Raw genomic sequence first — 21,689 nt, forward strand, 5'->3', positions numbered from 1 at the left:
CCCGCCAGTCCTTTATTGCAAGGGTGTGACATGACCGAAGACCGCATCTGCGTCGGCGCCATCGCGGGGGCTTTCGGGGTCCACGGAGAGGTGCGGCTGAAAAGCTTCTGCTCGGACCCTGCCGATATCGCGACCTATTCCCCCCTGACGTCCGAGGACGGCACCCGCCGGTTCGAGGTGTCGCTGACGCGCGAGGTGACGGGCGCCCTGGGTGCGCGCATCAAGGGCATCGCCACCAAGGAGGATGCCGACGCCCTGCGCGGCGTGACCCTGTGGGCCCCGCGCAGTGCCCTGCCCGCGCTGCCGGATGACGAATTCTATCATGCCGACCTGATCGGGCTGGAGGTCGTCGATACCGGCGGCAAATCCTTGGGCCGGGTGCGTGCCCTGTACGATCACGGCGCCGGCGACATCATCGAGGTGGTGGGCGGCACGCAGGTGCTGATGCTGCCCTTTACCCGTGCCGTCGTGCCGACCGTCGATCTGGCCGCGCGTCGCATCGTGGTGGACCCGCCCGGCGACGACGAATGAGCGACGCGCCCAGTCCCAAGTCGCATGGCCGCCTGACCGCCCGTCCCAGCCTGCGCCCGCGCGAGCTGATGGCGGAACCGCAGGTGGCGGGCGCATGGACCGCGCGGATCGTCACGCTGTTCCCCGAAGCCTTTCCCGGCATCCTGGGCCTGTCCCTGACCGGCAAGGCGCTGGCGCAGGGCTTGTGGAACTTGCGCACCATCGGCCTTCGCGACTTCGGCATGGGCCGGCATCGCAATGTCGACGACACGCCCGCGGGCGGCGGGGCCGGCATGGTCATCCGCGCGGACGTGCTGGACGCAGCCCTGACCGAGGCGCAGGCAGGACCGGGGCCGACCCTGCCCGTCCTTTACATGTCGCCGCGCGGCAGGCCGCTGACCCAGGCCCGTGCCCGGGCGCTGGCGCAGGGGCCGGGCGTCACGCTGATCTGCGGCCGGTTCGAGGGAATCGACCAGCGCGTGCTGGACAAGCACGCCATCGATGAGATCAGCATCGGGGATTATGTCCTGACCGGCGGAGAGATCGCCGCACAGGTCTTGATCGACGCGACGGTCCGGCTTATACCGCGCGTGCTGGGCAATCATGATTCCCTGGCCGAGGAGTCCTTTTCCATCGGCAACCGGGGTCTTCTGGAAGCGCCGCAGTTCACCAAGCCCGCCCTCTGGGATGGCCGCGAGATACCGCCCGTGCTGTTGTCGGGCAATCACGCAGCCATCGCCGCATGGCGGTCCGGTGAGGCCGAGAGGCTGACACAAGAACGCCGCCCCGATCTGTGGCGGGCATATGCGGAAACGCATGTGGACCCGGCTAAGGACCGACAGCGCTCGGGCGCATCAGACCAATCGCGGATGTACCGCGAGCATGACAAGGAACCAAAGCGATGAACCTGATCGCACAACTCGAAGCCGAGCAGATCGCCGAGCTTGGCAAGTCCATTCCCGACTTCAAGGCCGGCGACACCATCCGCGTCGGCTACAAAGTGACCGAGGGTACCCGTACCCGCGTCCAGAACTACGAAGGCGTCTGCATCTCGCGCCGTGGCGGCGCGAACATCGCGGCCAGCTTCACGGTCCGCAAGATCAGCTTCGGCGAAGGCGTGGAGCGCGTGTTCCCGCTGTATTCGACCAACATCGCCACGATCGAGGTCGTCCGTCGCGGCAAGGTCCGTCGCGCCAAGCTGTACTATCTGCGCGATCGTCGCGGCAAGTCGGCCCGTATCGTCGAAAAGACCAACTACCGTCCGCTGTCGGACGCGAAAGCCTGAGCAGAGGTCACGCCATGAAAAAAGAGATTCACCCCGATTACCACACGATCTCGGTCAAGATGACGGACGGGACCACCTACCAGACCCGTTCGACCTGGGGCGCCGAGGGCGACAGCATGTCGCTGGACATCGACCCGACCTCGCACCCGGCCTGGACCGGTGGTTCGTCGCGCCTGATGGATGCCGGCGGCCGCGTGACCAAGTTCAAGTCGAAATACGCGGGCCTGGGTTTCTGATCCACGCCACGATCGACGTCGCAGACGCCGCCCCTCGGGGCGGCGTTTCGCATTCCGGGGTCAGGTGAAAAACGCCAGCACGCGGCGGCGCTCTGCCATCCCCAGCCAGGTGGCCAAGGCCAGGCAGACCGCCATGACGGTCAGCGCCTTGGTGTCCCCCTCCAGCCCGAACCGGCTGGCGCAGATCATGATCATGACATGCACGAAATAGACGAAGGCCGCGGTGCTGGCCGCGCGCTTGCCGTCCCACGCCCCCTGCACCTGCTGCGCAGCCAGGAACAGCAGCGGCGCCGCCGCCAGCAGCGACAGCATCATGTCGACGCCCCAGCCCCCGCCCGCGATCACCCGCCAGACCAGGCTTTCCCCCATCACCGCCAGCAGCGCCAGACCGGCCAACGGCATGGCCCACCGCCGCAGCCCCGCACCCCAGCCATGCGCCAGCAGAACGCCAAGCGCAAAGAACGGAAAGATGGTGAAGACCCCGTTGCGGTAATGGTCCAGCTGGATCTCTGCCTGCCCGGTCAGGACCAGCAGCTGCAGGGCCAGCCCCGTGCCCGCCAGAAGCGCCGCCGCGACCGCGATCCGCATCTGTCGGCGCAGTACCATGACCATCACCGCCGATACCATCAGGCCCGGCAGGAACCACAGATGGAAATAGCCGAACACCAGCGTCTGCAGCGCATGCCCCGCCCCGGTCAGGTCCGGACCATAGATCGGCAGATAGATCGTCATCCACAGCAGGTACAACGCCAGGATGCGGCGCAGATACGGCCCACTGCGCCCGCCGCGCATGGCTGACAGGAAGAAGTACCCCGAGATCAAGGCGAAGACCGGCACCGCCAGACGATAGAGGCCGTTGAACAGCACCTGCTTGACCAGCGGCGGCGCGGCCTCGGGAAATGCGCTATGCAGGGCGATGACCGTCAGTGCCAGAAGGATGCGCAACGGGTCGATGGCGCTGTTGCGCCGGGTCTGAGATGTCATGGGCCGGCCTTTGTCGTGCAGCCCTGTCAACGGCCAAAGGCCCGTCCGGTTCACCCGCAGGGCGCGTTATCTGCGCCCTGCCCGGTCACGCGGCAGCGGCGCCCGGCGCGACCAGCCCGACGATGTCCATCATGATCGTGTTCAGCTGGAAATCCTTGGGCGTATAGACCCGCGCCACGCCCATCGCCGTCAGGCGCGCGGCGTCGTCGTCGGGAATGATGCCGCCGACGATCACCGGCACATGGCCCATCCCGGCGGCCTGCATGCGCGCCATCAGATCCTCGATCAGCGGCAGGTGGCTGCCCGACAGGATCGACAGGCCGACGACATGGACGTCCTGTTCGCGGGCACGCGCGACGATCTCCTCCGGGGTCAGGCGGATGCCCTCATAGGTGATGTCCATGCCGCAGTCGCGGGCGCGGAAGGCGATCTGTTCGGCGCCGTTCGAATGGCCGTCCAGGCCCGGCTTGCCCACCAGGAACTTCAGGCGCCGCCCCAGCCGGGCGCTGACCGCATCGACCGCATCCCGAATCTCCTCCAGCCCCTCGGTCCGGTTCGAGGGCGCCTGCGACACCCCCGTCGGGCCGCGGTATTCGCCATGAACCGCGCGCATCACGCCCGCCCATTCGCCGGTGGTGACGCCCGCGCGGGCGGCGGCGATGGACGGCCCCATGATGTTCGCGCCCGACTGCGCGGCGCGGCGCAGCGCGGCCAGCGCCGCCTCGACCGCGCTTGCGTCGCGTTCCGCGCGCCAGGCGGCCAGGCGGCCGACCTGATCGGCCTCGACCGCGGGGTCGACGACCATGATGCCGCCATCGCCCGCCGTCAGCGGCGAAGGCTCGGCCTGCTGCCAGCGGTTGACGCCGACCACGACCGTCTCGTTCGTCTCGATCCGGCCAAGGCGGGCCGCGTTCGATTCGACCAGCCGCGCCTTCATGTAGTCGATGGCCGCAATCGCACCGCCCATCTGGTCCAGCAGCGCCAATTCGTCCCGCGCGCCCTGCTTGAGGGTTTCGACCTTGGCGGCGATCACCGGATTGCCGTCGAACAGGTCGCCATATTCCAGCAGGTCGGTCTCATAGGCCAGGATCTGCTGCATCCGCAGCGACCATTGCTGATCCCAGGGCCGCGGCAGGCCCAAGGCCTCGTTCCAGGCGGGCAGCTGCACGGCGCGGGCGCGGGCGTTCTTGGACAGCGTGACGGCCAGCATCTCCAGCAGGATGCGATAGACGTTGTTCTCGGGCTGCTGCTCGGTCAGGCCCAGGCTGTTGACCTGCACGCCATAGCGGAACCGACGGTATTTCTCATCCGCGATGCCATAGCGGTCGCGGGTGATCTCGTCCCACAGCTCGGTAAAGGCGCGCATCTTGCACAGCTCGGTGACGAAGCGGATGCCCGCGTTCACGAAGAAGCTGATCCGCCCGACCATCTCGGGAAAGCTGTCGGAGGGCACCTTGTCCCGCAGATCGTCCAGCACGGCCACGGCGGTGGCCAGCGCATAGGCCAGCTCCTGTTCCGGCGTCGCCCCGGCCTCCTGCAGGTGATAGCTGCAGACGTTCATCGGGTTCCATTTCGGCAGGTGCTGCCGCGTATAGGCGGCGATGTCGGTGATCATCGCCAGCGACGGCGCAGGCGGACAGATATAGGTCCCGCGCGACAGGTATTCCTTGATCAGGTCATTCTGGACGGTGCCTTGCAGGCGGCTGACATCGGCCCCCTGCTCCTCGGCCACGGCGATGTACAGCGACAGAAGCCACGGCGCGGTCGCGTTGATCGTCATCGAGGTGTTCATCTGCTCCAGCGGGATCTGGTCGAACAGTGCGCGCATGTCTCCCAGATGGCAGACGGGGACGCCGACCTTGCCGACCTCTCCGCGCGCCAGGATATGATCGCTGTCGTAACCGGTCTGCGTGGGCAGGTCGAAGGCCACCGACAGGCCGGTCTGTCCGCGCGACAGGTTCGTCCGGTACAGCGCATTGGATTTCGCCGCCGTGGAATGGCCCGCATAGGTGCGGAACAGCCAGGGTTTGTCCTTGTCGGCCATCATGCCCTCGCAAGAAAATGTCATCAATAGTATCGATACAGACACAAAGCTGCGCCGTCAATTCGCCGCAGCGCGGCGCAGTTCTGATCATTCCGACATATTATTGCGCGTAATAGTGTCTGATAGTTGCATTGTTGCTTTTCATGTCGTAGGACAGAGCAAATCGGCGCGGTGATTCTGCACTGCGGCACAGGACAGGAGAAAGACGATGGCTCTCGACGCACCCACCCCGATCGCGCCCTACGACGCCCCGGTCAAAGACCTGTACGCCGTGGGCGAGATGCCCCCCCTGGGCCATGTGCCTGCGCGCATGCATGCCTGGGCGATCCGCCGCGAACGGCAGGGAGAGCCCGATCAGGCCATGCAGCTGGAGGTCGTGGACACCCCCGCCATCGACAGCAACGAGGTTCTGGTCCTGGTGATGGCGGCGGGCGTCAACTACAACGGGATCTGGGCGGGCCTGGGCAAGCCGATCAGCATGTTCGACGTGCATAAGCAGCCCTATCATATCGCCGGATCGGATGCGTCGGGGATCGTCTGGGCGGTGGGCGACAAGGTCAAGCGGTGGAAGGTCGGTGACGAGGTCGTCATCCACTGCAACCAGGACGACGGTGACGACGAGCATTGCAACGGCGGCGATCCAATGTTCTCGCCCACGCAGCGGATCTGGGGATACGAGACGCCGGACGGCAGCTTTGCCCAGTTCACCCGCGTGCAGGCCCAGCAGCTGATGCCCCGGCCGCGCCACCTGACCTGGGAGGAATCGGCCTGCTATACGCTGACGCTGGCCACGGCGTACCGGATGCTGTTCGGGCACGAGCCGCATGAGCTGAAGCCGGGCATGAACGTGCTGGTCTGGGGCGCGTCGGGGGGGCTTGGCTCCTATGCGATCCAGCTGATCAACGCGGCGGGCGGCAACGCCATCGGCGTGATCTCCGAGGAGGACAAGCGCGACTTCGTCATGGGGCTGGGCGCGAAAGGGGTCATCAACCGCAAGGAATTCCGCTGCTGGGGGCAGCTGCCCACTGTGAACACGCCGGAATACAAGGAGTGGTTCAACGAGGCGCGCAAGTTCGGCGCGGCGATCTGGGACATCACCGGCAAGGGCAACAATGTCGACATCGTCTTTGAACATCCCGGCGAGGCAACCTTCCCGGTCAGCACGCTGGTCTGCAAGAAGGGCGGGATGGTCGTGATATGCGCGGGTACCACGGGGTTCAACTGCACCTTTGATGTGCGGTACCTGTGGATGCATCAGAAGCGCATCCAGGGGTCGCATTTCGCCCATCTGAAGCAGGCCAGCGCCGCGAACAAGCTGATGCTGGAACGCCGCCTGGACCCCTGCATGTCCGAGGTCTTCCCCTGGGCCGAGATCCCGGCCGCGCACATGATGATGCTGCGCAACCAGCACAAGCCGGGCAACATGGCGGTGCTGGTCCAATCGCCGCGGACCGGGCTGCGCACCTTCGAGGATGCGCTGGAGGCCGGCCGGCGCTGACCTGCGTCCCGCGACGTGCCGGGGGGCCTGCCGCCCCCCGGACCCCCCGCGCGGCGGTGCATGGGGTCAGACCTTGCGGTCGCCCTCTCCAGCGCGGCGGCATTTCCATTCGCGAACCTGTTCGGTCGGATGGGTGGCCACCCATTTCGCCAGCTCGGACTGGCTCTGCAGCATGCAGGTGAACAGGCCGTTCCGTTCCTCGAACAGCAGGCTGTGATCGCTGCAGCGCTGTGGGTCGGCGAGCAGGCAGGTGACGAAGAACAGTTCGATCATCGCGTCTCTCCTGTTGGGGTGCCCGCAGGCACGGTGCCCGGGGCGGAAAAGTTGCACGGCGCTTTGCCTTGGCCGCGAAGGCAGGCTAAGGGTCTGGCATGAACAGTCCCGTCCCCGCCCCGACCCTTTCGCGCGATCAGGCCGATGCCTGGGACGCGCTGGCCGAAACCTTCGGCGCGGCGGGCATCGACATCATCGCAGAGGAACTGCATCCGCCCCAGTCGGGAAAAGGTCGCGTCATGGCGGTCATCGGCAAGGCCGGATCGGGCAAGACGCTGATGCTGTCGCAGATCACCAAGGCCCTGCTGGAGGCGGGGGTCGAGCTGATCAGCCCAGATTACGAAGGGCGGCGCCGCAAGGACCGGCGTAGCGTCGCCATCCTGGCGCCGACGAACAAGGCGGCGTTCGTTCTGCGCATGCGCGGCGTGCCCGCCACGACGATCCACCGGATCCTGTACACCCCGGTCTATGATCCGCAATACGAGAAGATCGCCGAATGGCTGACCGGGGCGGCCGAACGCCCGGTCATCGCGGAACTGTCGGACACGGCACTGGACCGGGCCAAGGCGTTCTATGACCAGCATGCCTCGATCCCCGGGGCGCTGGCCACGGCCGGGTTGCGCGGGTCGGATTTCATCCGCGGCTGGACCAGGCGCGAGGAGGGGCTGGACGTCGGGCTGATCGACGAGGCCTCGATGCTGGACGAGAAGCAGTTCGAGGACCTGCGCGAGATCTTTCCCGTGCTAGTCCTGTTCGGCGACCCCGCCCAGCTGGCCCCGGTCGGCCAGTCCGGAGAGATGGTGTTCGACAAGCTGGCGCCGGCGCAGCGCCTGATGCTGAGCCGCATTCACCGCCAGGCCGACGACAACCCGATTCTGGACCTGGCCCATGCGTTGGCCGACGATCAGCTGGGCTTTGACGATTTCGAGCAGATGATCCGCGATGCGGCGCGCAAGGACGACCGCGTGGTCTGGGCCGAGCGGGTGGAAAGCGACCTGATGGCGCGCAGCCCGGTCCTGGTCTGGCGCAACGCGACGCGCATCCGGCTGATCCATGCCTTCCGCACGGCCTTCGGCGCGCCAGGGGACGCGCTGCTGCCCGGAGAGCCGCTGATCTGCGACGGGCTGGAGCTGCCGCTGAAGCATCGCAAGAAGCGGATCGATCTGGAGGCGCGCGGCCTAATCAAGGGAGCGCAAGTGGTCTATCTGGGGCCGGGCCGCAAGCCGGGCTTTTCGCGCCTGCACGTGATCGGGGCCGAGGACCCGCGCCTGTCGGCCGCCAGCATCGTCAAGATCGAGATGCCGGACGAGGACGAACCCTTCATCCCCTTTGCGGCGCGGATGGGCGCGGCTTTTCTGCACGGGGCGGCGGTCACGATCCACAAGGCGCAGGGCAGCCAGTGGCCCGAGGTGCAGGTGTTCGGCCCCGACATCAGCGCCGCCGCTTGGTCGAACCGGTCCGAGGCTGGGGTCCAGCTGTGGAAGCGGCTGACCTATGTCGCCATCACCCGGGCGCAGGAGAGGCTGTACTGGGTGACCAAGGCACGGCTGGCGCGGCCCGCAGGGCCGTTGACGACGGACGATCTGGCGGCCCCGTCCGCGCCCCTGGCACTGGACGCCGAGGAAGCGTGATTGCGTCCCGCGACGCCGGGGGGCTGCCGCCCCCCGGCCCCCCCTGCGGTCAGCGCGATGATCGGTCGGGGGGCGTCTGGCGCCGGATGGACAGGCGCAGCGCTTCGGTCAGGGCCTCCTGCGGAATGCCGGTTTCATGGGACAGGCGCATGACGCCGAAATGGACGCGGGCCAGTTCCTGATAGTAGCGGGCAAAGGTATAGTTGATGGACGCGCCGACCACCGCGCCGAACACCGGCGCCGCCTGCGCCGCCATCTTCTGCCCAAGCGAGACGGACAGGCGCGGGGCGACCTTGCTGACCATGCTCTGCACCGTCTGGCCGGTCACCGACAAGCGTGCCGCAAGCATGCCCAGGTCGGTCTGATCGTCATCGGCCATCGGACCCGCGGCGGCGAAGATGCGCAGGCATTCCAGGCGCACTTCCTCGCTTTCGGGATCAAGGCCGTGTTCGGCGGCGATGTCCAGCATGGCGCGCAGCAGCAGCGTGACCGTGAACGGCAGTTCGACCAGCGCGCCCGCGAAACCGCCGACCCCGCCCGCCGCACCGCTGACGGTCGAGGCCATGCGGTTGAACCAATCGCCCCGGTCCCGCACCACCTTGCGCGACTGGCTGGCGGCACCAAACGCCCGCGTCAGCGCGGCCCGCGTGACGCTGTCCAGCCGCGACCGCACGAAGCCCGGCAGGCGTTCGATCAGCCCTTCGGCGCCGTTGCCGATGCGGGACATGATCTGCATCCCCAGACCCCCGGCCTCCAGATAGCGCAACGCCAGACGATCGATCTGGGCGTGCAGCGCCGGATCAGTGATGGGGGGAAGGACGAGGGGTTTCGGTTCTGTCATCAGCGGGCCTTTTCGGAGGGTCGACCTGGGTGCAAGCCGTGGGGTCCGGCGCGGGCGGGTCTGCGGGGGGCCGGGTCTCTCGCTGGACGGGGCCTGCCACGTTAACCCATGCATCCGGCCGAAGTTCCAGCCCCAGCACCCGGTCGGGGTTCGTAGGCGGCGGCATCACCACATCGTCAAGGCGCTGAAAGCCGAAACGGCTGTAATAGGGCGCGTCGCCCACCAGCAGGACCCGGTCGAACCCCATCCGGCGCGCGCGCGTCAGGCTGTCGCGCATCAGTAGCCCGCCCAGACCCTCTCCCTGCGCGGTGGGGTGCACGGCGATGGGCCCCAGCAGCAGCACGGGCCGGTCGTCCACGCGCACCGGCCAGAACCGGATCGCGGCCATCAGCGTGCCGCCCGCATCGCGCAGCACAAGGCACAGTTCGGCCACCCGCGGCACCCCGTCGCGCAGGCGATAGGACGACAGCGCGGTGCGACCCGGCGCAAAGCACAGATCGTACAGGCCCTCGACCTCGGGTTCGTCGGCGGGCGTCTCGGGGCAGATCTCGTACATCGCGCCTCCTTGCTGTCGGGCGGGCGTTTAGCACGGGTGCAAGGCGGGCGAAACATTGCGTCGCGCGAAAAAGCGGGGCAGGTTGGCGCCCGAACCCACAAGGAGGCCGCCCATGTTCTATCGCCCCGAAGCCGGACACGGCCTGCCGCACAATCCCTTCAACGCGATCATCGCCCCCCGCCCGATCGGCTGGATCTCGACCCGCGGGTCGCAGGGCGACAACCTGGCGCCCTATTCCTTCTTCAACGCCGTGGCCTATGTGCCGCCGCAGGTGATGTTCGCCTCGACCGGCGCCAAGGGCGACCGCCCCGGCACCAAGGACAGCGTGGCCCAGATCATCGAGACGGGCGTCTTCTGCGTGAACATCGCCACGGGCGATCTGCGCGACGCGGTCAACGCGACCTCGGCCCCGCTGCCCGCGGGGGCCAGCGAATTCGCAGCCGCCGGGATCGAGGCCGCCGATTGCACCACCATCGACTGTCCGCGCGTGGCAGGCGCTGCGGCGGCGCTGGAATGCCGCATGACCCAGATCGTGCCGCTGGCCGGCCAGGCGAACTTTGCCGTCTTCGGCGTGGTTACCGGCATCCACATGCGCGACGATTGCGTCGTGGACGGGCGGTTCGATCCGCGTGCCGCGGGCGGCTGGATTGCGCGTCTGGGATACAAGGACTATGCCGCGGTGACCGATCTTTTCGAAATGGACCGCCCTGCATGAGCCGCACCGTCAAGGACTATGTCCGCTCCATCCATGATTTCCCGCATGAGGGGATCATCTTCCGCGACGTGACTACGCTGTTCGCGGATGCGCGCGGGTTCCGCATGGCGGTGGACCAGATCCTGCACGCCTATGCCGGGACCCGTATCGACAAGGTGGTGGGGCTGGAGGCGCGCGGCTTCATCCTGGGCGGCGCGGTGGCGCATCAGCTGTCGACCGGCTTCGTGCCGATCCGCAAGAAAGGCAAGCTGCCCGGCACCGTCATCTCCGAGGCCTATCAGCTGGAATATGGCGAGGCGATCATGGAGATTCATGACGACGCGCTGAAGCCCGGCGAAAAGGTCCTGATCGTGGACGACCTGCTGGCCACCGGCGGCACGGCGGCGGCGGCGATCACGCTGTGCCGCAGGCTGGGCGCCGAGGTCATCGGTTGCGCCTTCGTGATCGACCTGCCCGAACTGGGCGGGCGCAAGGTTCTGGAGGGCATGGACATGCCGGTCCACGCGCTCTGCGAGTTCGAGGGGGCCTAGGCCAGCACCGCGCCGGGGTTCATGATGCCAAGGGGGTCCAGCGCCCCCTTGATCGCCCGCATCGCCGCCAGCCGCGCCGGATCGCCCCACCGCGCCAGATCGGCGGCCTTAAGCCGCCCCACGCCATGTTCGGCCGAGAACGACCCGCCACGCGCCACGACCATTTCGTGCAGCCTGCGCGAAAGGTCGCGGCGGATGGTTTCGTAGTCGTCGCGGGTTCGGCCCGCCGCCGGGAACAGGTTGTAATGCAGGTTGCCGTCGCCCAGATGGCCGAAGCAGTTGACGCGCATGTCCCCCTGCCCCGCCAGCCAGGCCCCCGCATCGTCGATGAAGCGGGCGACCTCGGACAGAGGCAGGCTGATGTCATGGCTGGCGATGGCGCCGACATGGCGGTTGGCCAGCGGGATATGCTCGCGCAGCGCCCACAGGTCCGCGCCCTGCTGGCCCGATTGCGCGATGACGCCGTCATGGACCAGACCGGCCTCGGCCCCCGCGGTGAACAGCCCCTCCAGCGCCGCGTCGGCCGACAGGCCCGCGGGCAGGCCGACCTCGATCAGAACCAGCCAGTCGGGCCGCGTGTCGAACGGCTGGCGCATGTCAGGAAAGGCCGCGTCCAGGAAATGCAGGCTCTGGCCCGAGATCAGTTCGAAGGCCGTGACGCCGCCCGCCATGCGGGCCTGCGCCAGTGACAGCAGCGACAGGGCGGCGGCGGGGCTGTCCACCACCAGCATCGCGACGCCGGTCTCTGCAGGCACCGGGGCCAAGACCAGCGAGGCGGCGGTGATGATGCCCAGGGTGCCCTCAGCCCCGATCAGCAGGTCGCGCAGATCGTATCCGGTGTTGTCCTTCCGCAGGCGCTTCAGGTCGTGCATCACCGACCCGTCGGGCAGCACCGCCTCCAGCCCCAGGCACAGCGCGCGGGCATTGCCGTATCGCAGGACGTTCACGCCCCCCGCATTGGTCGACAGCACGCCACCGATCTGGGCCGAGCCCTGCGAGGCCAGCGACAGTGGGAACTGCCGTCCCGCGCCCGCCGCCGCCTGCCGCGCCGCCTGCAGCGTCACGCCCGATTCGGCGATCATCACCCCTTCCTCGGCAAAGGTGCCGCGAATCGCTGTCATCCGCTCCATCGACAGAATCAGGGGCGCGGGGCCGTCCGTTATCACCTGCCCCCCGACCAGCCCGGTGCCCCCACCGCGGGGCACCACCGGGACGCGTGCCGCGGCACAGGCGCGGATGATCGCGGCGCATTCCTGCGTGTCGCGGGGCGCGGCGACCAGGCCCGCCTGCCCGTGATACCGGCCCCGCGGTTCCTCGGTATAGACGGGGGACGGGTCGCGCAGCACGCCCGCGGGAAGGGCCGCGGCCAGGGTCTTGTCGGCGGGGATCAGCATCAGCGCACCTCGGTCTTTCCGCGCCGGTCGCTGCGCAGGTTGGCGTAAAGCACATGGTTGCGCCAGCGACCGTCGATCTGCAGATAGCTCTGGGCCACGCCCTCGTACTTGAAGCCCGACCGTTCCAGCACGCCCCGCGATGCGGCATTCTCGGGCAGGCAGGCGGCCTCGATTCGGCTCAGGTCCAACGCGGTGAAGGCGTGATGCACCAGCGCCCCGATCGCCTCGCGCATATAGCCATGTCGGGCATGCTCCTGCCCGATCCAGTATCCGATGGTGCCCGACTGCGCGGGGCCGCGGCGGATGTTGTCCAGCGTGATCGCGCCCAGCAACGTGCCGTCGCGATGGACCAGGAACAGCGGATAGGCGGTCCCCGCCCTGGCAGAGCGGGCCGCCCAATAGACGCGGTTGGTAAAGCTCTTGCGTGACAGATGGTCGGGGGACCAGACCGGCTCCCACGGGGTCAGAAAGGCGCGGCTGTCATCGCGCAGCGTCCGCCACGCGCCGAAATCGGAATGCAATGGCAGGCGCAGCGCGATGCGTTCGGCATCCAGCCGAAAGGCACGGCGCCGCGCCAGGATCATGCGGCGAGCCGTTCGGCCAGGGCCTCGCGCGACGGCGCACCGTCCACCGGACCATAAAGCGCCAACGCCGGGCGGGCATTGGCCAGCAGCGCCTCGGCATGCGCGCGCACGTCCGCGGCGGTGACCGCGGCGATGCGTTCGGCAACCTCGGCCGGGTCCGGGACGCGGCCCCAGATCGCCAGGCTGCGCGCCATGCGCTCGGCCTGGCCGGAGGGGCTTTCCAGCCCCATCAGCAGTCCCGCCCGCAGCTGCGCCTTGGCGCGGGCGATCTCGGCCTCGGACATGTCGTCGGCCGCACGACGGACCTCGTCGATGGTCAGGGTCGCCAGATCGCCCAGATCCTCGGCGCCGGTGCCGGCATAGATGGTCAGCATCCCCGTGTCGTCATGGAAACCCGACTGCGCAAAAATTGTATAGCACAGCCCGCGTTCCTCGCGGATCTTCTGGAACAGCCGCGACGACATCCCCCCGCCAAGGGCGGAGGAGAAGATCTGGGCGGCATAGAAATCGGGCGCCAGATAGCCCGGCCCTTCCAGCGCCAGCGCGAAATGCGCCTGCTCCAGCGGCTTGACTGTCCGGCTCTCCAGCCCCTGCCAGCGGGCCTGTTCGCGCGGACCCTGGGGACGCGGCACGATATGGCCCAGCACCTCTTCGGCCAGCCGCACGATGCGATCGTGATCGACCGACCCGGCGGCGGCCACGACCATCTGGCCGGGGCCATAATTCTCGGTCACGAAACCGGCCAGATCGGCGCGGCCAAAGCTGCTGACGCGTTCGGCGGGGCCCAGGATGGTGCGGCCCATCGGCTGGTCCGGATAGGCTGCCTCCTGCAGCCAGTCGAAGATGATGTCGTCGGGCGTGTCCAGCGACTGCCCGATCTCCTGCAGGATCACGCCGCGCTCGACCTCGATCTCGCGTTCGTCGAAGACGGGGTTCAGGACGATGTCGCTGATCACGTCGAAGGCCAGATCGACGTCATCCTCCAGCACGCGGACGTAATAGGCCGTCGCATCGCGCGAGGTATAGGCGTTGATATACCCGCCCACATCCTCGATCGCCTCGGCGATCTGCAGTGCGCTGCGGGTTGCGGTGCCCTTGAAGGCCATGTGCTCCAGGAAATGCGCGATGCCGTTCTGGTCGGCGCGTTCATTGCGCCCGCCCGCGCTGACCCAGATGCCCAGGGCCGCCGAATGCAGTCCGGGCATCTGCCGGGTCACGATGCGCAGCCCGTTGGGCAGCGTGGTCAGGCGCGGGGTGGGGTCTTGGCTCACGCGGTCCTCCGTTCAAGGATCAGGGACTTAAGCGCGTCCACGTCGTTTTCAACCCGGGTCAGGCGCTCGGGCAGGTCGAACAGGTCCGCCATATGCGGCGGCAGGCCGGGGCGCACCCCGATGGCGCGTTCCACCGCATCGGGGAATTTGGCCGGATGCGCGGTGGCCAGCGTGACCATCGGCACGCCAGGCTCCAGATGGCGCTCGGCCACGGCGACGCCCACGGCGCTGTGCGGGCAGAGGATCTCTCCGGTCCGCTCGCGCATGGCGCGGATCGTGTCCAGCGTCTCCTCCTCGGACACGCGGCCCGAGACATATTGCTCGCGCAGGGCCTCCAGCGCGCCCTGGCTGATCGCGAAGCCGCCCTGTTTCAGCTCCTCCATCAGCTGCCGGATCGCGCCCGCGTCCTGGCCGTAGGCCAGATACAGCGCGCGTTCGAAGTTCGAGCTGACCTGGATGTCCATCGACGGGCTGATCGAGGGCTCGACCTCGCCCATGCGGTATTCGCCGCTGGTCAACGCGCGGTGCAGGATGTCGTTCTGGTTCGTGGCGACGATCAGACGGCGGATCGGCAGGCCCATCTGGCGCGCGATGGAGCCCGCGAAGATGTCGCCGAAATTGCCTGTCGGCACGCAGAAATCGGTGGGCCGCATGCCAAGCGACGCGGTCGCGGTGAAGTAATAGACGATCTGCGCCACGACGCGGGCCCAGTTGATGCTGTTCACGCCCGCAAGCCCCACCCCGTCGCGGAAGGCATGGTCGTTGAACAGGTCCTTGAGCCGCGCCTGGCAGTCGTCGAAATGCCCGGTCACGGCCAGCGCATGGACGTTGGCGGCGGGGGGCGTGGTCATCTGGCGGCGCTGGACCTCGGACACACGGCCATGCGGATACATGATGAACACGTCCACGTTGTCTATGCCGCGGAAGGCCTCGATGGCGGCCGATCCGGTGTCGCCGGAGGTGGCGCCCACGATGGTGATCCGCTGGCCCGACCGCGTCAGGGCGATCTGGAACAGCTGTGCGATCAGCTGCATCGCAAAATCCTTGAAGGCCAGCGTGGGCCCGTGGAACAGCTCCAGCAGGTGATGGCCGGGGGCCAGCTGGACCAGCGGCGCGCGGGCATCGTGGCTGATGCGCGCATAGGCGCGGTCGATGGCGCCGCGCAATTCATCATCGCTGAAGCTGTCGTCGGTGAAGGGGCGCACCACGCGGAACGCCACCTCCTCGTAGGACAGGCCGTCCAGTTGCTCCAGCCCCTCGAAGGCCGGGATCGTCTCTGGCAGGTACAGGCCCCCGTCGCGCGCCAGCCCCGACAGCATGGCCTGTTCGAAATTCAGCACCGGGGCCTGGCCCCGCGTCGAGACGTAACGCATCGGAAATCCTTCAGTAGCTGCGCTGCCTGATACGCCAGATCAACGCCAGTGTCATCACCGCCCAGGTGGCCGCGATCAGGAACCACTGCACCGCATAGGACAGGTGGTTGTTGGGAATCCCCTCGATGGCCACCGGCAGGGGACGGGCGCCCTGATTGTCGCCCTCGACGGCGCTGGCGACGACCAGCACGGGCAGCGTGTCCAGCGTCAGGGCCATCGCGTCCACGTCGCGGGCGAACCAGATGTTCTCGTCCATGTTCGGCGCCGGGGTCGAGCTGCTGGCATCCTGCGGCCAGTGCAGGTTTCCCGTCACCTGCAGGCGGACGGGGGGCCGGTCGATGCGACGCGCCTCCTGCGGGACGAAGCCCCGGTCCAGCAGGATCGCGCGTCCGTCATCGGTGACGAAGCGCGACACGATCTGATAGCCGGCGCCCTGTTCGCGGGTGTGGGACAGCACGTCGATCTCGGCCCCGGTGGTGGTGCCGCTGACCGTCACCGGCAGGTATTTCATCGACGGGTCGATCGCGTCCGGCAAGGGCACGGGATTGGCCTGAATGCCCGCGGTGATGTCTGCCAGCATGTCCTCCTTCCAGGCGCGGCGGTCCAGCTGCCACAGCCCCAGATAGATCAGGACGGCACAGCCGACGACGCCGAGGATCAGGGGAAACAGATAGCGGCGCATGGGGCGCTCCGGGGGGCAAGGACAACGAAAAACGCGCGGGACGATCGCCCCGCGCGCCTTGAACGGTCACCGTCGGGGATCAGCTGCCCCAGACATAGATGACGGCGAACAGCACCAGCCAGATCACGTCGACGAAGTGCCAGTACCAAGCGGCGGCCTCGAACCCCAGATGCTGGTCCTTGGTCATCTGGCCCTTCTGGAAGCGCAGCAGGCAGACGGCCAGGAAGATCGTCCCGATGATCACGTGCAGGCCGTGGAAACCCGTCGCGATGTAGAAGGCCGCCGCATAGGCCGTGTCGGCCAGACCAAAGGCCGCGTGGCTGTATTCGTAGGCCTGCAGGCCGGTGAAGACCAGGCCCAGGACCACGGCGATCGCCAGGCCATTGATGGTGGTGCGACGGTCGCCCTCATGCGCCCAGGCATGGTGCGCCCAGGTCACGGCCACGCCCGACAGAAGCAGGATCAGCGTGTTGATGAACGGCAGGTGCCAGGGGTCGAAGGTCTCGATGCCCTGCGGCGGCCAGACGCCGTCGGTGATGGGGCTGTTCTCGCCCATCGGGTACATCGCGTGCTTGATGAAGTTCCAGAACAGCGACACGAACAGCATCGCCTCGGACATCACGAACAGGATGAAGCCGTACTGCAGGCCGATGCGGACCACCGGGGTGTGGTCGCCCTGCTCGGCCTCGCGCACCATGTCAGCCCACCAGGCGAAGGCCACGTAGAAGGTGCCGACCAGGCCGATCGCGAACATCCAGGGGCCGGTCACCGGCACGCCCATGACGGTCACCTCTCCGGACATCCAGGCCACGGCGCCGAACAGCATGACGAAGACCGCGATCGCGGTCAGGAACGGCCAGACCGAGGCCGGTAGGATGTGATAGTCGTGGTTCTTTGCGTGCGCCATGTCGGATCCCCGTCGGCTCCCTCGTGTATTCGTCTTAGTTGATGGTGTCGGCCGCGCCGCTGTCAAGCGCAGCGCTGCGCGGCTCGGTCCGATGGAAGGTATAGGACAGCGTGATGTCGCGGACATGACCGGCGTCGCGGTCGTCCACCAACTCGGGGTCCACGTAGAAGCTGACCGGCATCTCGACCCGTTCACCCGGCTGCAGCGTCTGCTCGGTGAAGCAGAAGCACTCGACCTTGATGAAGTAATAGCCCGAGACCTCGGGGGCGACGTTGTAGCTGGCCGTTCCGGTCAGCGGCACGTCGGAATTGTTCACGGCCTCGTAGAAGGCCAGTCCGCTTTCGCCGATCTTCAGGTCCATGCGGGCCTGCATCGGGCGGAAGGTCCATTCCAGGTTGGAATCGGTGTTGGCGTCGAACCGGACGCGCACGACCTCGTCCAGGATCTGGTCCGATGCGGTCTCGGACACCTGCGTGGTGCCGCCGAACCCGGTCACCCGGCAGAACCAGTCATAGAAGGGCACGGCGGCCCAGGCCAGCGCGCCCATCGTGACGACGACGCCCAGCAGCATCGCGACGGTGCGGCCCTCGGGGCTCAGACGCTTCATTCGGTCACCTCCTGCACGGGGGCCTGGCCCTGGGCCGGGGCCTGCGGTTCCATCGGGGTCAGCGACACGCGCGGCTGGTGGTCGAAACCCTCGACCAGGCCGCCCTCCTGGACCTTGACCACCGTCAGGCCAAAGACCAGCGCGACAAAGCCCAGCAGCACGATGCCCAGCCCCACGTTGCGGGACCGGCGGCGGCGGTGGATCTCGTGTTCGGTGCGCAGGGCCATCACCAGCCTCCCATCCAGCTCTGCACCAGCAGGGCCAGGAAATGCAGGAACAGATAATAGAGCGACAGCTTGAAGACGCGCCGTTCGACCAGATAGCCGTCGGCGATCGCGGCGTCCTCGTCGCGGCGCAGAACCTGCCAGCCGCCGCGGATGAAGGCCGCGTTCAGCACGACCGCGACCGCCATGTAGAGCGGCCCGCCGACCGAGGTCACGCCCAGCCACAGCGCGAAGGGCGCCAGGACCAGCGTATAGGCGAAGATGTGGCGGCGCGCGGCGCGGCGACCGTGGGTCACGGTCAGCATCGGGACACCCGCGTTGTGATAGTCCTCCTTCATGAACAGCGCCAGCGCCCAGAAATGGGGCGGCGTCCAGAAGAAGACCAGGGCGAACATCAGAAGCGATTCGATGCTGATCCCGCCCGTCGCGCAGGCCCATCCGATCATAGGGGGAAAGGCGCCTGCGGCGCCGCCGATGACGATGTTCTGGGGCGTCCAGCGCTTGAGCCAGACCGTATAGACGACGGCATAGAAGAAGATGGTGAAGGCCAGGAACCCGGCCGCGAACCAGTTCGCCACCAGGCCCAGCATCATGACCGAGATGATCGACAGGACCAGCCCCAGGCCCAGGGCCGCGCTGTGCTCGACCCGGCCCGACGGGATGGGGCGGCTTTGCGTGCGGTTCATGATCGCGTCGATGTCGCGGTCGTACCACATGTTCAGCGCGCCCGACGCGCCGCCGCCCAGGGCGATGAACAGCACCGAACAGAAGGCGATGAAGGGATGCACGTCGACGGGGGCGACGAACAGACCGACAAAGGCGGTGAACACGACCAGCGACATCACACGCGGCTTCAGCAGCGCGACGTAATCGCGGAACTCGCCCTCGGGGGCGGCGTCATATGCGTTGATATCGGTCATCGCGCCTGCAATCTCTGTTCCTTGGCCGTGCCGGCAGGATGCCGCCACGGGCCTGGGTGGGTCCGACCTCAGTCGGCGCGGGCCAGGTCGACCTTGGCCGCGCCGTCCAGGCTGGCGGTCGGTGCGGGTTCGTCGCCCATGGTGCCGCCCTGCTCGGCGACCCAGGCCGCATAGACCTCGGGGCTGACGGCCTTGACGACGATCGGCATGTAGGCGTGGTTGATGCCGCACAGCTCGCTGCACTGACCGAAATAGGTGCCTTCCTGCTCGACGTTAAACCAGGCCTGGGCGATGCGACCCGGAACGGCGTCCTGCTTCACGGCAAAGGCCGGGATGGTCCAGGAATGGATCACGTCGCTGGCGGTCACCTGCAGCAGCACGGTCTGGCCGACGGGCACGACCACCGTGGTATCGGTCGCCAGCAGGTATTCGTCGGGGGCATAGCCGTTCTCGGCCAGCTCCTCCTCGGGCAGCATCAGCGAATCGAATGCGATGCCGTTGTCGGGATATTCATAGGACCAGTACCACTGGTGGCCGGTGGCCTTGATCACGACATCGGGATTTTCCGGCATCTCTTGGCTGCGGAACAGGATCGGCAGGGAGAAGGCGCCGATGGCCACCAGGATCAGCACCGGGACCAGGGTCCAGCCGATCTCCAGCGGGGTGTTGTGGGTGTATTTCGCGGGCACCGGGTTCGCCTTGGCGTTGAACCGGAAGATCACGAACAGCAGCAGCAGGCAGACGAAGACCGTCACGACCGTGATGATGATCAGCACGAAATGGTCCAGCCATTGCTGATCGCGCGCCAGTTCCGTGGACGCCGGCTGAAAGCCCATGCCCCTTGCGACCGGCTTGCCGATCGTGGGCAGATCGCCCAGCACGTCCTGTGCCATCGCAGTCCCGGCCAACATGCCCGCCGTCGCGAACCCTGTCGCTGCCGCGAATGCACGGCCCATCATCGCTTTTGCCATCATTCCATCCCGTTGCAGTGGCCCGGCCCCAATGACCGCAGGGGCTGCCGGGAGGCTGCCCCTTTTCCTTTCACAGTGACCGTTCTATGACCATATCTCGCCCTTACGGGCAAGACATACCTACAGCATTTCCCCGCCCGAAGGAAACGCGACCCCCTGCCGCGCCCGTCCAAGGGCCCGTCCCCGCCCGCCAACCGCCAGGAGATCCGCCATGACCCGTCCGTCCTTCGACCCGTTCTCGACCGATCTGGACCGGGACGGCGCGCTGCGGATCCTGCGCGATGCCGTGGCCGGCGCCGATGACGGAGAGCTGTTCCTGGAACGCAGCCAGCAGGAATCGCTGGTCTTCGACGATGGCCGGCTGCGCAATTCCAGCTTCATGGCCGGGCGCGGCTTCGGCCTGCGCGCGGTTCTGGGCGAGGTCACGGGCTATGCCCATTCGACCGACATCTCCGAGGCCGCGCTGCGCCGCGCGGCCGAGACCGCGCGCCTGGCCGTGGGCCGCGGCGGCGGAACGGCCGCGATGCGCCCCGCGATGGAGCCGGTGAACCTCTATCCTGCGATCGACCCGGCCGAGGGCATCTCGACCGCCCGCCGCATCGCTCTGCTGCGCGAGATCGACGCCTTTGCCCGTGCGCTGGACCCGCGGGTCGTGCAGGTGACCATTTCCATGGGCAGCAGCCTGCAGGAGATCGCCATCCTGCGCCCCGAGGGCGGACTTGCCACCGACATCCGCCCCATGGCGCGCCTGAACGTCGCGGTGATCGTCGAGAACAACGACCGCCGCGAAAGCGGCAGCGCCGGCGGCGGCGGACGTCACGGGCTGGAACAGCTGATGGCCCCCGACCATTGGCAGGGGCTGGTCCACGAGGCGCTGCGCATCGCCCTGGTCAACCTGCGGTCGATCCCCGCGCCGGCGGGGGTGATGGACGTCGTGCTGGGGCCGGGCTGGCCCGGCATCCTGCTGCACGAGGCCGTGGGCCACGGGCTGGAGGGTGATTTCAACCGCAAGAAGGCCTCTGCCTTTGCGGGCCTGATGGGCCAGCGCGTCGCGGCCCCCGGCGTGACCGTGGTTGATGACGGCACCATCGCGGGCCGCCGCGGCAGCATCAACATCGACGACGAGGGCACGCCCCCCGCCCGCAACGTGCTGATCGAGGACGGCATCCTGACCGGATACATGCAGGACCGCCAAAACGCGCGGCTGATGGGCGTGGCGCCCACCGGCAACGGCCGGCGCGAAAGCTTCGCGAATGTCCCGATGCCGCGAATGACCAACACCTTCATGCCGGGCGGCGACGCGGATCCCGCGGCGATCCTGGCCGACCTGCGCGACGGCATCTATGCGGTGGGTTTCGGCGGCGGCCAGGTGGACATCACCAACGGCAAGTTCGTCTTCAGCTGCACCGAGGCCTATCGCGTCAGGAACGGTGTCGTCGGCGACCCGATTCGCGGCGCGACGCTGATCGGCGACGGGGCGACCGCGCTGCAGCAGGTGCGCGCCATCGGAAACGACATGGCGCTGGACCCCGGCATCGGCAATTGCGGCAAGCAGGGGCAATGGGTGCCCGTCGGCGTGGGCCAGCCCACGCTGATGATCGGCGGCCTGACGGTCGGCGGCTCGGCCGCCTGAGGGCGCGCGCTAACCGATTG

The 21,689-nt window shown here is 67.7% G+C and carries 24 protein-coding genes; 9 read left to right on the forward strand and 15 right to left on the reverse strand.

Annotated elements, in window-relative coordinates; all coding sequences use genetic code 11:
* Nucleotides 1–30: 30 nt before the first annotated feature.
* Genes rimM through rpmE form a run of 4 tightly spaced genes read left to right on the forward strand, consistent with a single transcriptional unit; the run spans nucleotide 31 to nucleotide 2,031 of the window.
* Nucleotides 31–531: a ribosome maturation factor RimM gene (rimM, locus tag PRL19_RS01645; protein WP_046001398.1), complete on the forward strand. Its 501-nt coding sequence runs from the start codon at nucleotides 31–33 to the stop codon at nucleotides 529–531.
* On the forward strand, nucleotides 528–1,415 hold the full coding sequence (gene trmD / locus PRL19_RS01650) for a tRNA (guanosine(37)-N1)-methyltransferase TrmD (RefSeq protein ID WP_273743681.1): 888 nt from the start codon (nucleotides 528–530) through the stop codon (nucleotides 1,413–1,415). Before rimM ends, trmD begins: the two co-directional genes overlap by 4 nt.
* Nucleotides 1,412–1,795: a 50S ribosomal protein L19 gene (gene rplS / locus PRL19_RS01655; RefSeq protein ID WP_045982866.1), complete on the forward strand. Its 384-nt coding sequence runs from the start codon at nucleotides 1,412–1,414 to the stop codon at nucleotides 1,793–1,795. Before trmD ends, rplS begins: the two co-directional genes overlap by 4 nt.
* Before the next feature lie 14 nt (nucleotides 1,796–1,809).
* Entirely contained in the window at nucleotides 1,810–2,031 is a 222-nt protein-coding gene (rpmE, locus tag PRL19_RS01660; RefSeq protein WP_042249018.1) for a 50S ribosomal protein L31, read from the forward strand.
* Between the two features lie 60 nt (nucleotides 2,032–2,091).
* Here rpmE and PRL19_RS01665 read toward each other — a convergent pair whose 3' ends face one another.
* Together PRL19_RS01665 and PRL19_RS01670 are read right to left on the reverse strand one after the other, a co-directional pair.
* Nucleotides 2,092–3,015 (reverse strand): acyltransferase family protein, encoded by a 924-nt coding sequence (locus PRL19_RS01665; RefSeq protein WP_273743682.1) that lies wholly within the window; start codon nucleotides 3,013–3,015, stop codon nucleotides 2,092–2,094.
* Nucleotides 3,016–3,100: 85 nt separating this feature from the next.
* On the reverse strand, nucleotides 3,101–5,059 hold the full coding sequence (locus tag PRL19_RS01670; RefSeq protein WP_273744432.1) for a protein meaA: 1,959 nt from the start codon (nucleotides 5,057–5,059) through the stop codon (nucleotides 3,101–3,103).
* A gap of 208 nt (nucleotides 5,060–5,267) precedes the next feature.
* Here PRL19_RS01670 and ccrA point away from each other — a divergent pair, with 208 nt between their 5' ends.
* On the forward strand, nucleotides 5,268–6,557 hold the full coding sequence (ccrA, locus tag PRL19_RS01675) for a crotonyl-CoA carboxylase/reductase (RefSeq protein WP_046001395.1): 1,290 nt from the start codon (nucleotides 5,268–5,270) through the stop codon (nucleotides 6,555–6,557).
* Between the two features lie 66 nt (nucleotides 6,558–6,623).
* Here ccrA and PRL19_RS01680 read toward each other — a convergent pair whose 3' ends face one another.
* Nucleotides 6,624–6,830, reverse strand: coding sequence for a hypothetical protein (locus PRL19_RS01680; RefSeq protein WP_045982863.1), 207 nt, complete (start codon nucleotides 6,828–6,830; stop codon nucleotides 6,624–6,626).
* 98 nt (nucleotides 6,831–6,928) lie between these two features.
* Between PRL19_RS01680 and PRL19_RS01685 the strand changes: the two genes are divergently transcribed.
* Nucleotides 6,929–8,461, forward strand: a complete 1,533-nt coding sequence (locus PRL19_RS01685; RefSeq protein ID WP_273743683.1) for an ATP-dependent DNA helicase — start codon at nucleotides 6,929–6,931, stop codon at nucleotides 8,459–8,461.
* Between the two features lie 49 nt (nucleotides 8,462–8,510).
* Here PRL19_RS01685 and PRL19_RS01690 read toward each other — a convergent pair whose 3' ends face one another.
* A complete protein-coding gene (locus PRL19_RS01690) occupies nucleotides 8,511–9,302 on the reverse strand; it encodes an EcsC family protein (RefSeq protein ID WP_273743684.1) in 792 nt (263 codons plus the stop codon).
* Nucleotides 9,262–9,858 carry a GNAT family N-acetyltransferase gene (locus tag PRL19_RS01695; RefSeq protein ID WP_273743685.1) on the reverse strand — a complete coding sequence of 199 codons (597 nt, stop codon included), beginning with the start codon at nucleotides 9,856–9,858 and terminating at the stop codon, nucleotides 9,262–9,264. Before PRL19_RS01695 ends, PRL19_RS01690 begins: the two co-directional genes overlap by 41 nt.
* Nucleotides 9,859–9,970: 112 nt before the next feature.
* Between PRL19_RS01695 and PRL19_RS01700 the strand changes: the two genes are divergently transcribed.
* A complete protein-coding gene (locus PRL19_RS01700) occupies nucleotides 9,971–10,573 on the forward strand; it encodes a flavin reductase family protein (protein WP_045982860.1) in 603 nt (200 codons plus the stop codon).
* Complete coding sequence (locus PRL19_RS01705; RefSeq protein ID WP_148911375.1) at nucleotides 10,570–11,103, forward strand: adenine phosphoribosyltransferase; 534 nt, start codon at nucleotides 10,570–10,572, stop codon at nucleotides 11,101–11,103. The genes PRL19_RS01700 and PRL19_RS01705 overlap by 4 nt, the downstream gene beginning before the upstream one ends.
* On the opposite strand, the gene PRL19_RS01710 is transcribed toward PRL19_RS01705, so the two are convergent.
* The 10 genes from PRL19_RS01710 to coxB all read right to left on the reverse strand — a co-directional run bounded on the left by PRL19_RS01710 (nucleotide 11,100) and on the right by coxB (nucleotide 20,039).
* A complete protein-coding gene (locus PRL19_RS01710; RefSeq protein WP_273743686.1) occupies nucleotides 11,100–12,497 on the reverse strand; it encodes an FAD-binding oxidoreductase in 1,398 nt (465 codons plus the stop codon). The two genes, PRL19_RS01705 and PRL19_RS01710, sit on opposite strands and share 4 nt — an antisense overlap.
* Entirely contained in the window at nucleotides 12,497–13,078 is a 582-nt protein-coding gene (locus PRL19_RS01715; protein ID WP_273744433.1) for a GNAT family N-acetyltransferase, read from the reverse strand. The genes PRL19_RS01710 and PRL19_RS01715 overlap by 1 nt, the downstream gene beginning before the upstream one ends.
* Nucleotides 13,078–14,352: a M16 family metallopeptidase gene (locus tag PRL19_RS01720; RefSeq protein ID WP_420704404.1), complete on the reverse strand. Its 1,275-nt coding sequence runs from the start codon at nucleotides 14,350–14,352 to the stop codon at nucleotides 13,078–13,080. Before PRL19_RS01720 ends, PRL19_RS01715 begins: the two co-directional genes overlap by 1 nt.
* Nucleotides 14,349–15,725: a threonine synthase gene (thrC, locus tag PRL19_RS01725; RefSeq protein ID WP_273743687.1), complete on the reverse strand. Its 1,377-nt coding sequence runs from the start codon at nucleotides 15,723–15,725 to the stop codon at nucleotides 14,349–14,351. The genes PRL19_RS01720 and thrC overlap by 4 nt, the downstream gene beginning before the upstream one ends.
* A gap of 10 nt (nucleotides 15,726–15,735) precedes the next feature.
* Nucleotides 15,736–16,407 (reverse strand): SURF1 family protein, encoded by a 672-nt coding sequence (locus PRL19_RS01730; protein ID WP_273743688.1) that lies wholly within the window; start codon nucleotides 16,405–16,407, stop codon nucleotides 15,736–15,738.
* A 79-nt stretch (nucleotides 16,408–16,486) separates the two neighbouring features.
* Nucleotides 16,487–17,314: a cytochrome c oxidase subunit 3 gene (locus PRL19_RS01735; protein ID WP_045982855.1), complete on the reverse strand. Its 828-nt coding sequence runs from the start codon at nucleotides 17,312–17,314 to the stop codon at nucleotides 16,487–16,489.
* Between the two features lie 34 nt (nucleotides 17,315–17,348).
* Complete coding sequence (locus PRL19_RS01740) at nucleotides 17,349–17,921, reverse strand: cytochrome c oxidase assembly protein (protein ID WP_045982854.1); 573 nt, start codon at nucleotides 17,919–17,921, stop codon at nucleotides 17,349–17,351.
* Nucleotides 17,918–18,148 carry a hypothetical protein gene (locus PRL19_RS01745; RefSeq protein ID WP_046001387.1) on the reverse strand — a complete coding sequence of 77 codons (231 nt, stop codon included), beginning with the start codon at nucleotides 18,146–18,148 and terminating at the stop codon, nucleotides 17,918–17,920. The genes PRL19_RS01740 and PRL19_RS01745 overlap by 4 nt, the downstream gene beginning before the upstream one ends.
* Nucleotides 18,148–19,065, reverse strand: a complete 918-nt coding sequence (gene cyoE, locus PRL19_RS01750) for a heme o synthase (protein WP_046001386.1) — start codon at nucleotides 19,063–19,065, stop codon at nucleotides 18,148–18,150. The genes PRL19_RS01745 and cyoE overlap by 1 nt, the downstream gene beginning before the upstream one ends.
* Nucleotides 19,066–19,133: 68 nt before the next feature.
* Nucleotides 19,134–20,039 carry a cytochrome c oxidase subunit II gene (coxB, locus tag PRL19_RS01755; protein WP_084693889.1) on the reverse strand — a complete coding sequence of 302 codons (906 nt, stop codon included), beginning with the start codon at nucleotides 20,037–20,039 and terminating at the stop codon, nucleotides 19,134–19,136.
* Between the two features lie 208 nt (nucleotides 20,040–20,247).
* Between coxB and tldD the strand changes: the two genes are divergently transcribed.
* Nucleotides 20,248–21,669, forward strand: a complete 1,422-nt coding sequence (gene tldD / locus PRL19_RS01760) for a metalloprotease TldD (RefSeq protein ID WP_273743689.1) — start codon at nucleotides 20,248–20,250, stop codon at nucleotides 21,667–21,669.
* The last annotated feature ends 20 nt before the right edge of the window (nucleotides 21,670–21,689 follow it).

The sequence above is a fragment of the Paracoccus marcusii genome, from assembly GCF_028621715.1.
Lineage (GTDB): Bacteria > Pseudomonadota > Alphaproteobacteria > Rhodobacterales > Rhodobacteraceae > Paracoccus > Paracoccus marcusii.

Bases quoted from the DNA above. Each gene is read 5' to 3' on its own strand.
- PRL19_RS01680 (WP_045982863.1), bottom strand. From the start codon at position 6,830: ATGATCGAACTGTTCTTCGTCACCTGCCTGCTCGCCGACCCACAGCGC.
- PRL19_RS01685 (WP_273743683.1), top strand. From the start codon at position 6,929: ATGAACAGTCCCGTCCCCGCCCCGACCCTTTCGCGCGATCAGGCCGAT.
- PRL19_RS01730 (WP_273743688.1), bottom strand. From the start codon at position 16,407: ATGCGCCGCTATCTGTTTCCCCTGATCCTCGGCGTCGTCGGCTGTGCC.
- PRL19_RS01695 (WP_273743685.1), bottom strand. From the start codon at position 9,858: ATGTACGAGATCTGCCCCGAGACGCCCGCCGACGAACCCGAGGTCGAG.
- PRL19_RS01710 (WP_273743686.1), bottom strand. From the start codon at position 12,497: ATGCTGATCCCCGCCGACAAGACCCTGGCCGCGGCCCTTCCCGCGGGC.
- PRL19_RS01735 (WP_045982855.1), bottom strand. From the start codon at position 17,314: ATGGCGCACGCAAAGAACCACGACTATCACATCCTACCGGCCTCGGTC.
- coxB (WP_084693889.1), bottom strand. From the start codon at position 20,039: ATGATGGCAAAAGCGATGATGGGCCGTGCATTCGCGGCAGCGACAGGG.
- ccrA (WP_046001395.1), top strand. From the start codon at position 5,268: ATGGCTCTCGACGCACCCACCCCGATCGCGCCCTACGACGCCCCGGTC.
- PRL19_RS01665 (WP_273743682.1), bottom strand. From the start codon at position 3,015: ATGACATCTCAGACCCGGCGCAACAGCGCCATCGACCCGTTGCGCATC.
- PRL19_RS01745 (WP_046001387.1), bottom strand. From the start codon at position 18,148: ATGGCCCTGCGCACCGAACACGAGATCCACCGCCGCCGCCGGTCCCGC.
- thrC (WP_273743687.1), bottom strand. From the start codon at position 15,725: ATGCGTTACGTCTCGACGCGGGGCCAGGCCCCGGTGCTGAATTTCGAA.
- PRL19_RS01700 (WP_045982860.1), top strand. From the start codon at position 9,971: ATGTTCTATCGCCCCGAAGCCGGACACGGCCTGCCGCACAATCCCTTC.
- PRL19_RS01690 (WP_273743684.1), bottom strand. From the start codon at position 9,302: ATGACAGAACCGAAACCCCTCGTCCTTCCCCCCATCACTGATCCGGCG.
- cyoE (WP_046001386.1), bottom strand. From the start codon at position 19,065: ATGACCGATATCAACGCATATGACGCCGCCCCCGAGGGCGAGTTCCGC.
- rplS (WP_045982866.1), top strand. From the start codon at position 1,412: ATGAACCTGATCGCACAACTCGAAGCCGAGCAGATCGCCGAGCTTGGC.
- tldD (WP_273743689.1), top strand. From the start codon at position 20,248: ATGACCCGTCCGTCCTTCGACCCGTTCTCGACCGATCTGGACCGGGAC.
- rimM (WP_046001398.1), top strand. From the start codon at position 31: ATGACCGAAGACCGCATCTGCGTCGGCGCCATCGCGGGGGCTTTCGGG.
- trmD (WP_273743681.1), top strand. From the start codon at position 528: ATGAGCGACGCGCCCAGTCCCAAGTCGCATGGCCGCCTGACCGCCCGT.
- PRL19_RS01740 (WP_045982854.1), bottom strand. From the start codon at position 17,921: ATGAAGCGTCTGAGCCCCGAGGGCCGCACCGTCGCGATGCTGCTGGGC.
- PRL19_RS01705 (WP_148911375.1), top strand. From the start codon at position 10,570: ATGAGCCGCACCGTCAAGGACTATGTCCGCTCCATCCATGATTTCCCG.
- PRL19_RS01670 (WP_273744432.1), bottom strand. From the start codon at position 5,059: ATGGCCGACAAGGACAAACCCTGGCTGTTCCGCACCTATGCGGGCCAT.
- rpmE (WP_042249018.1), top strand. From the start codon at position 1,810: ATGAAAAAAGAGATTCACCCCGATTACCACACGATCTCGGTCAAGATG.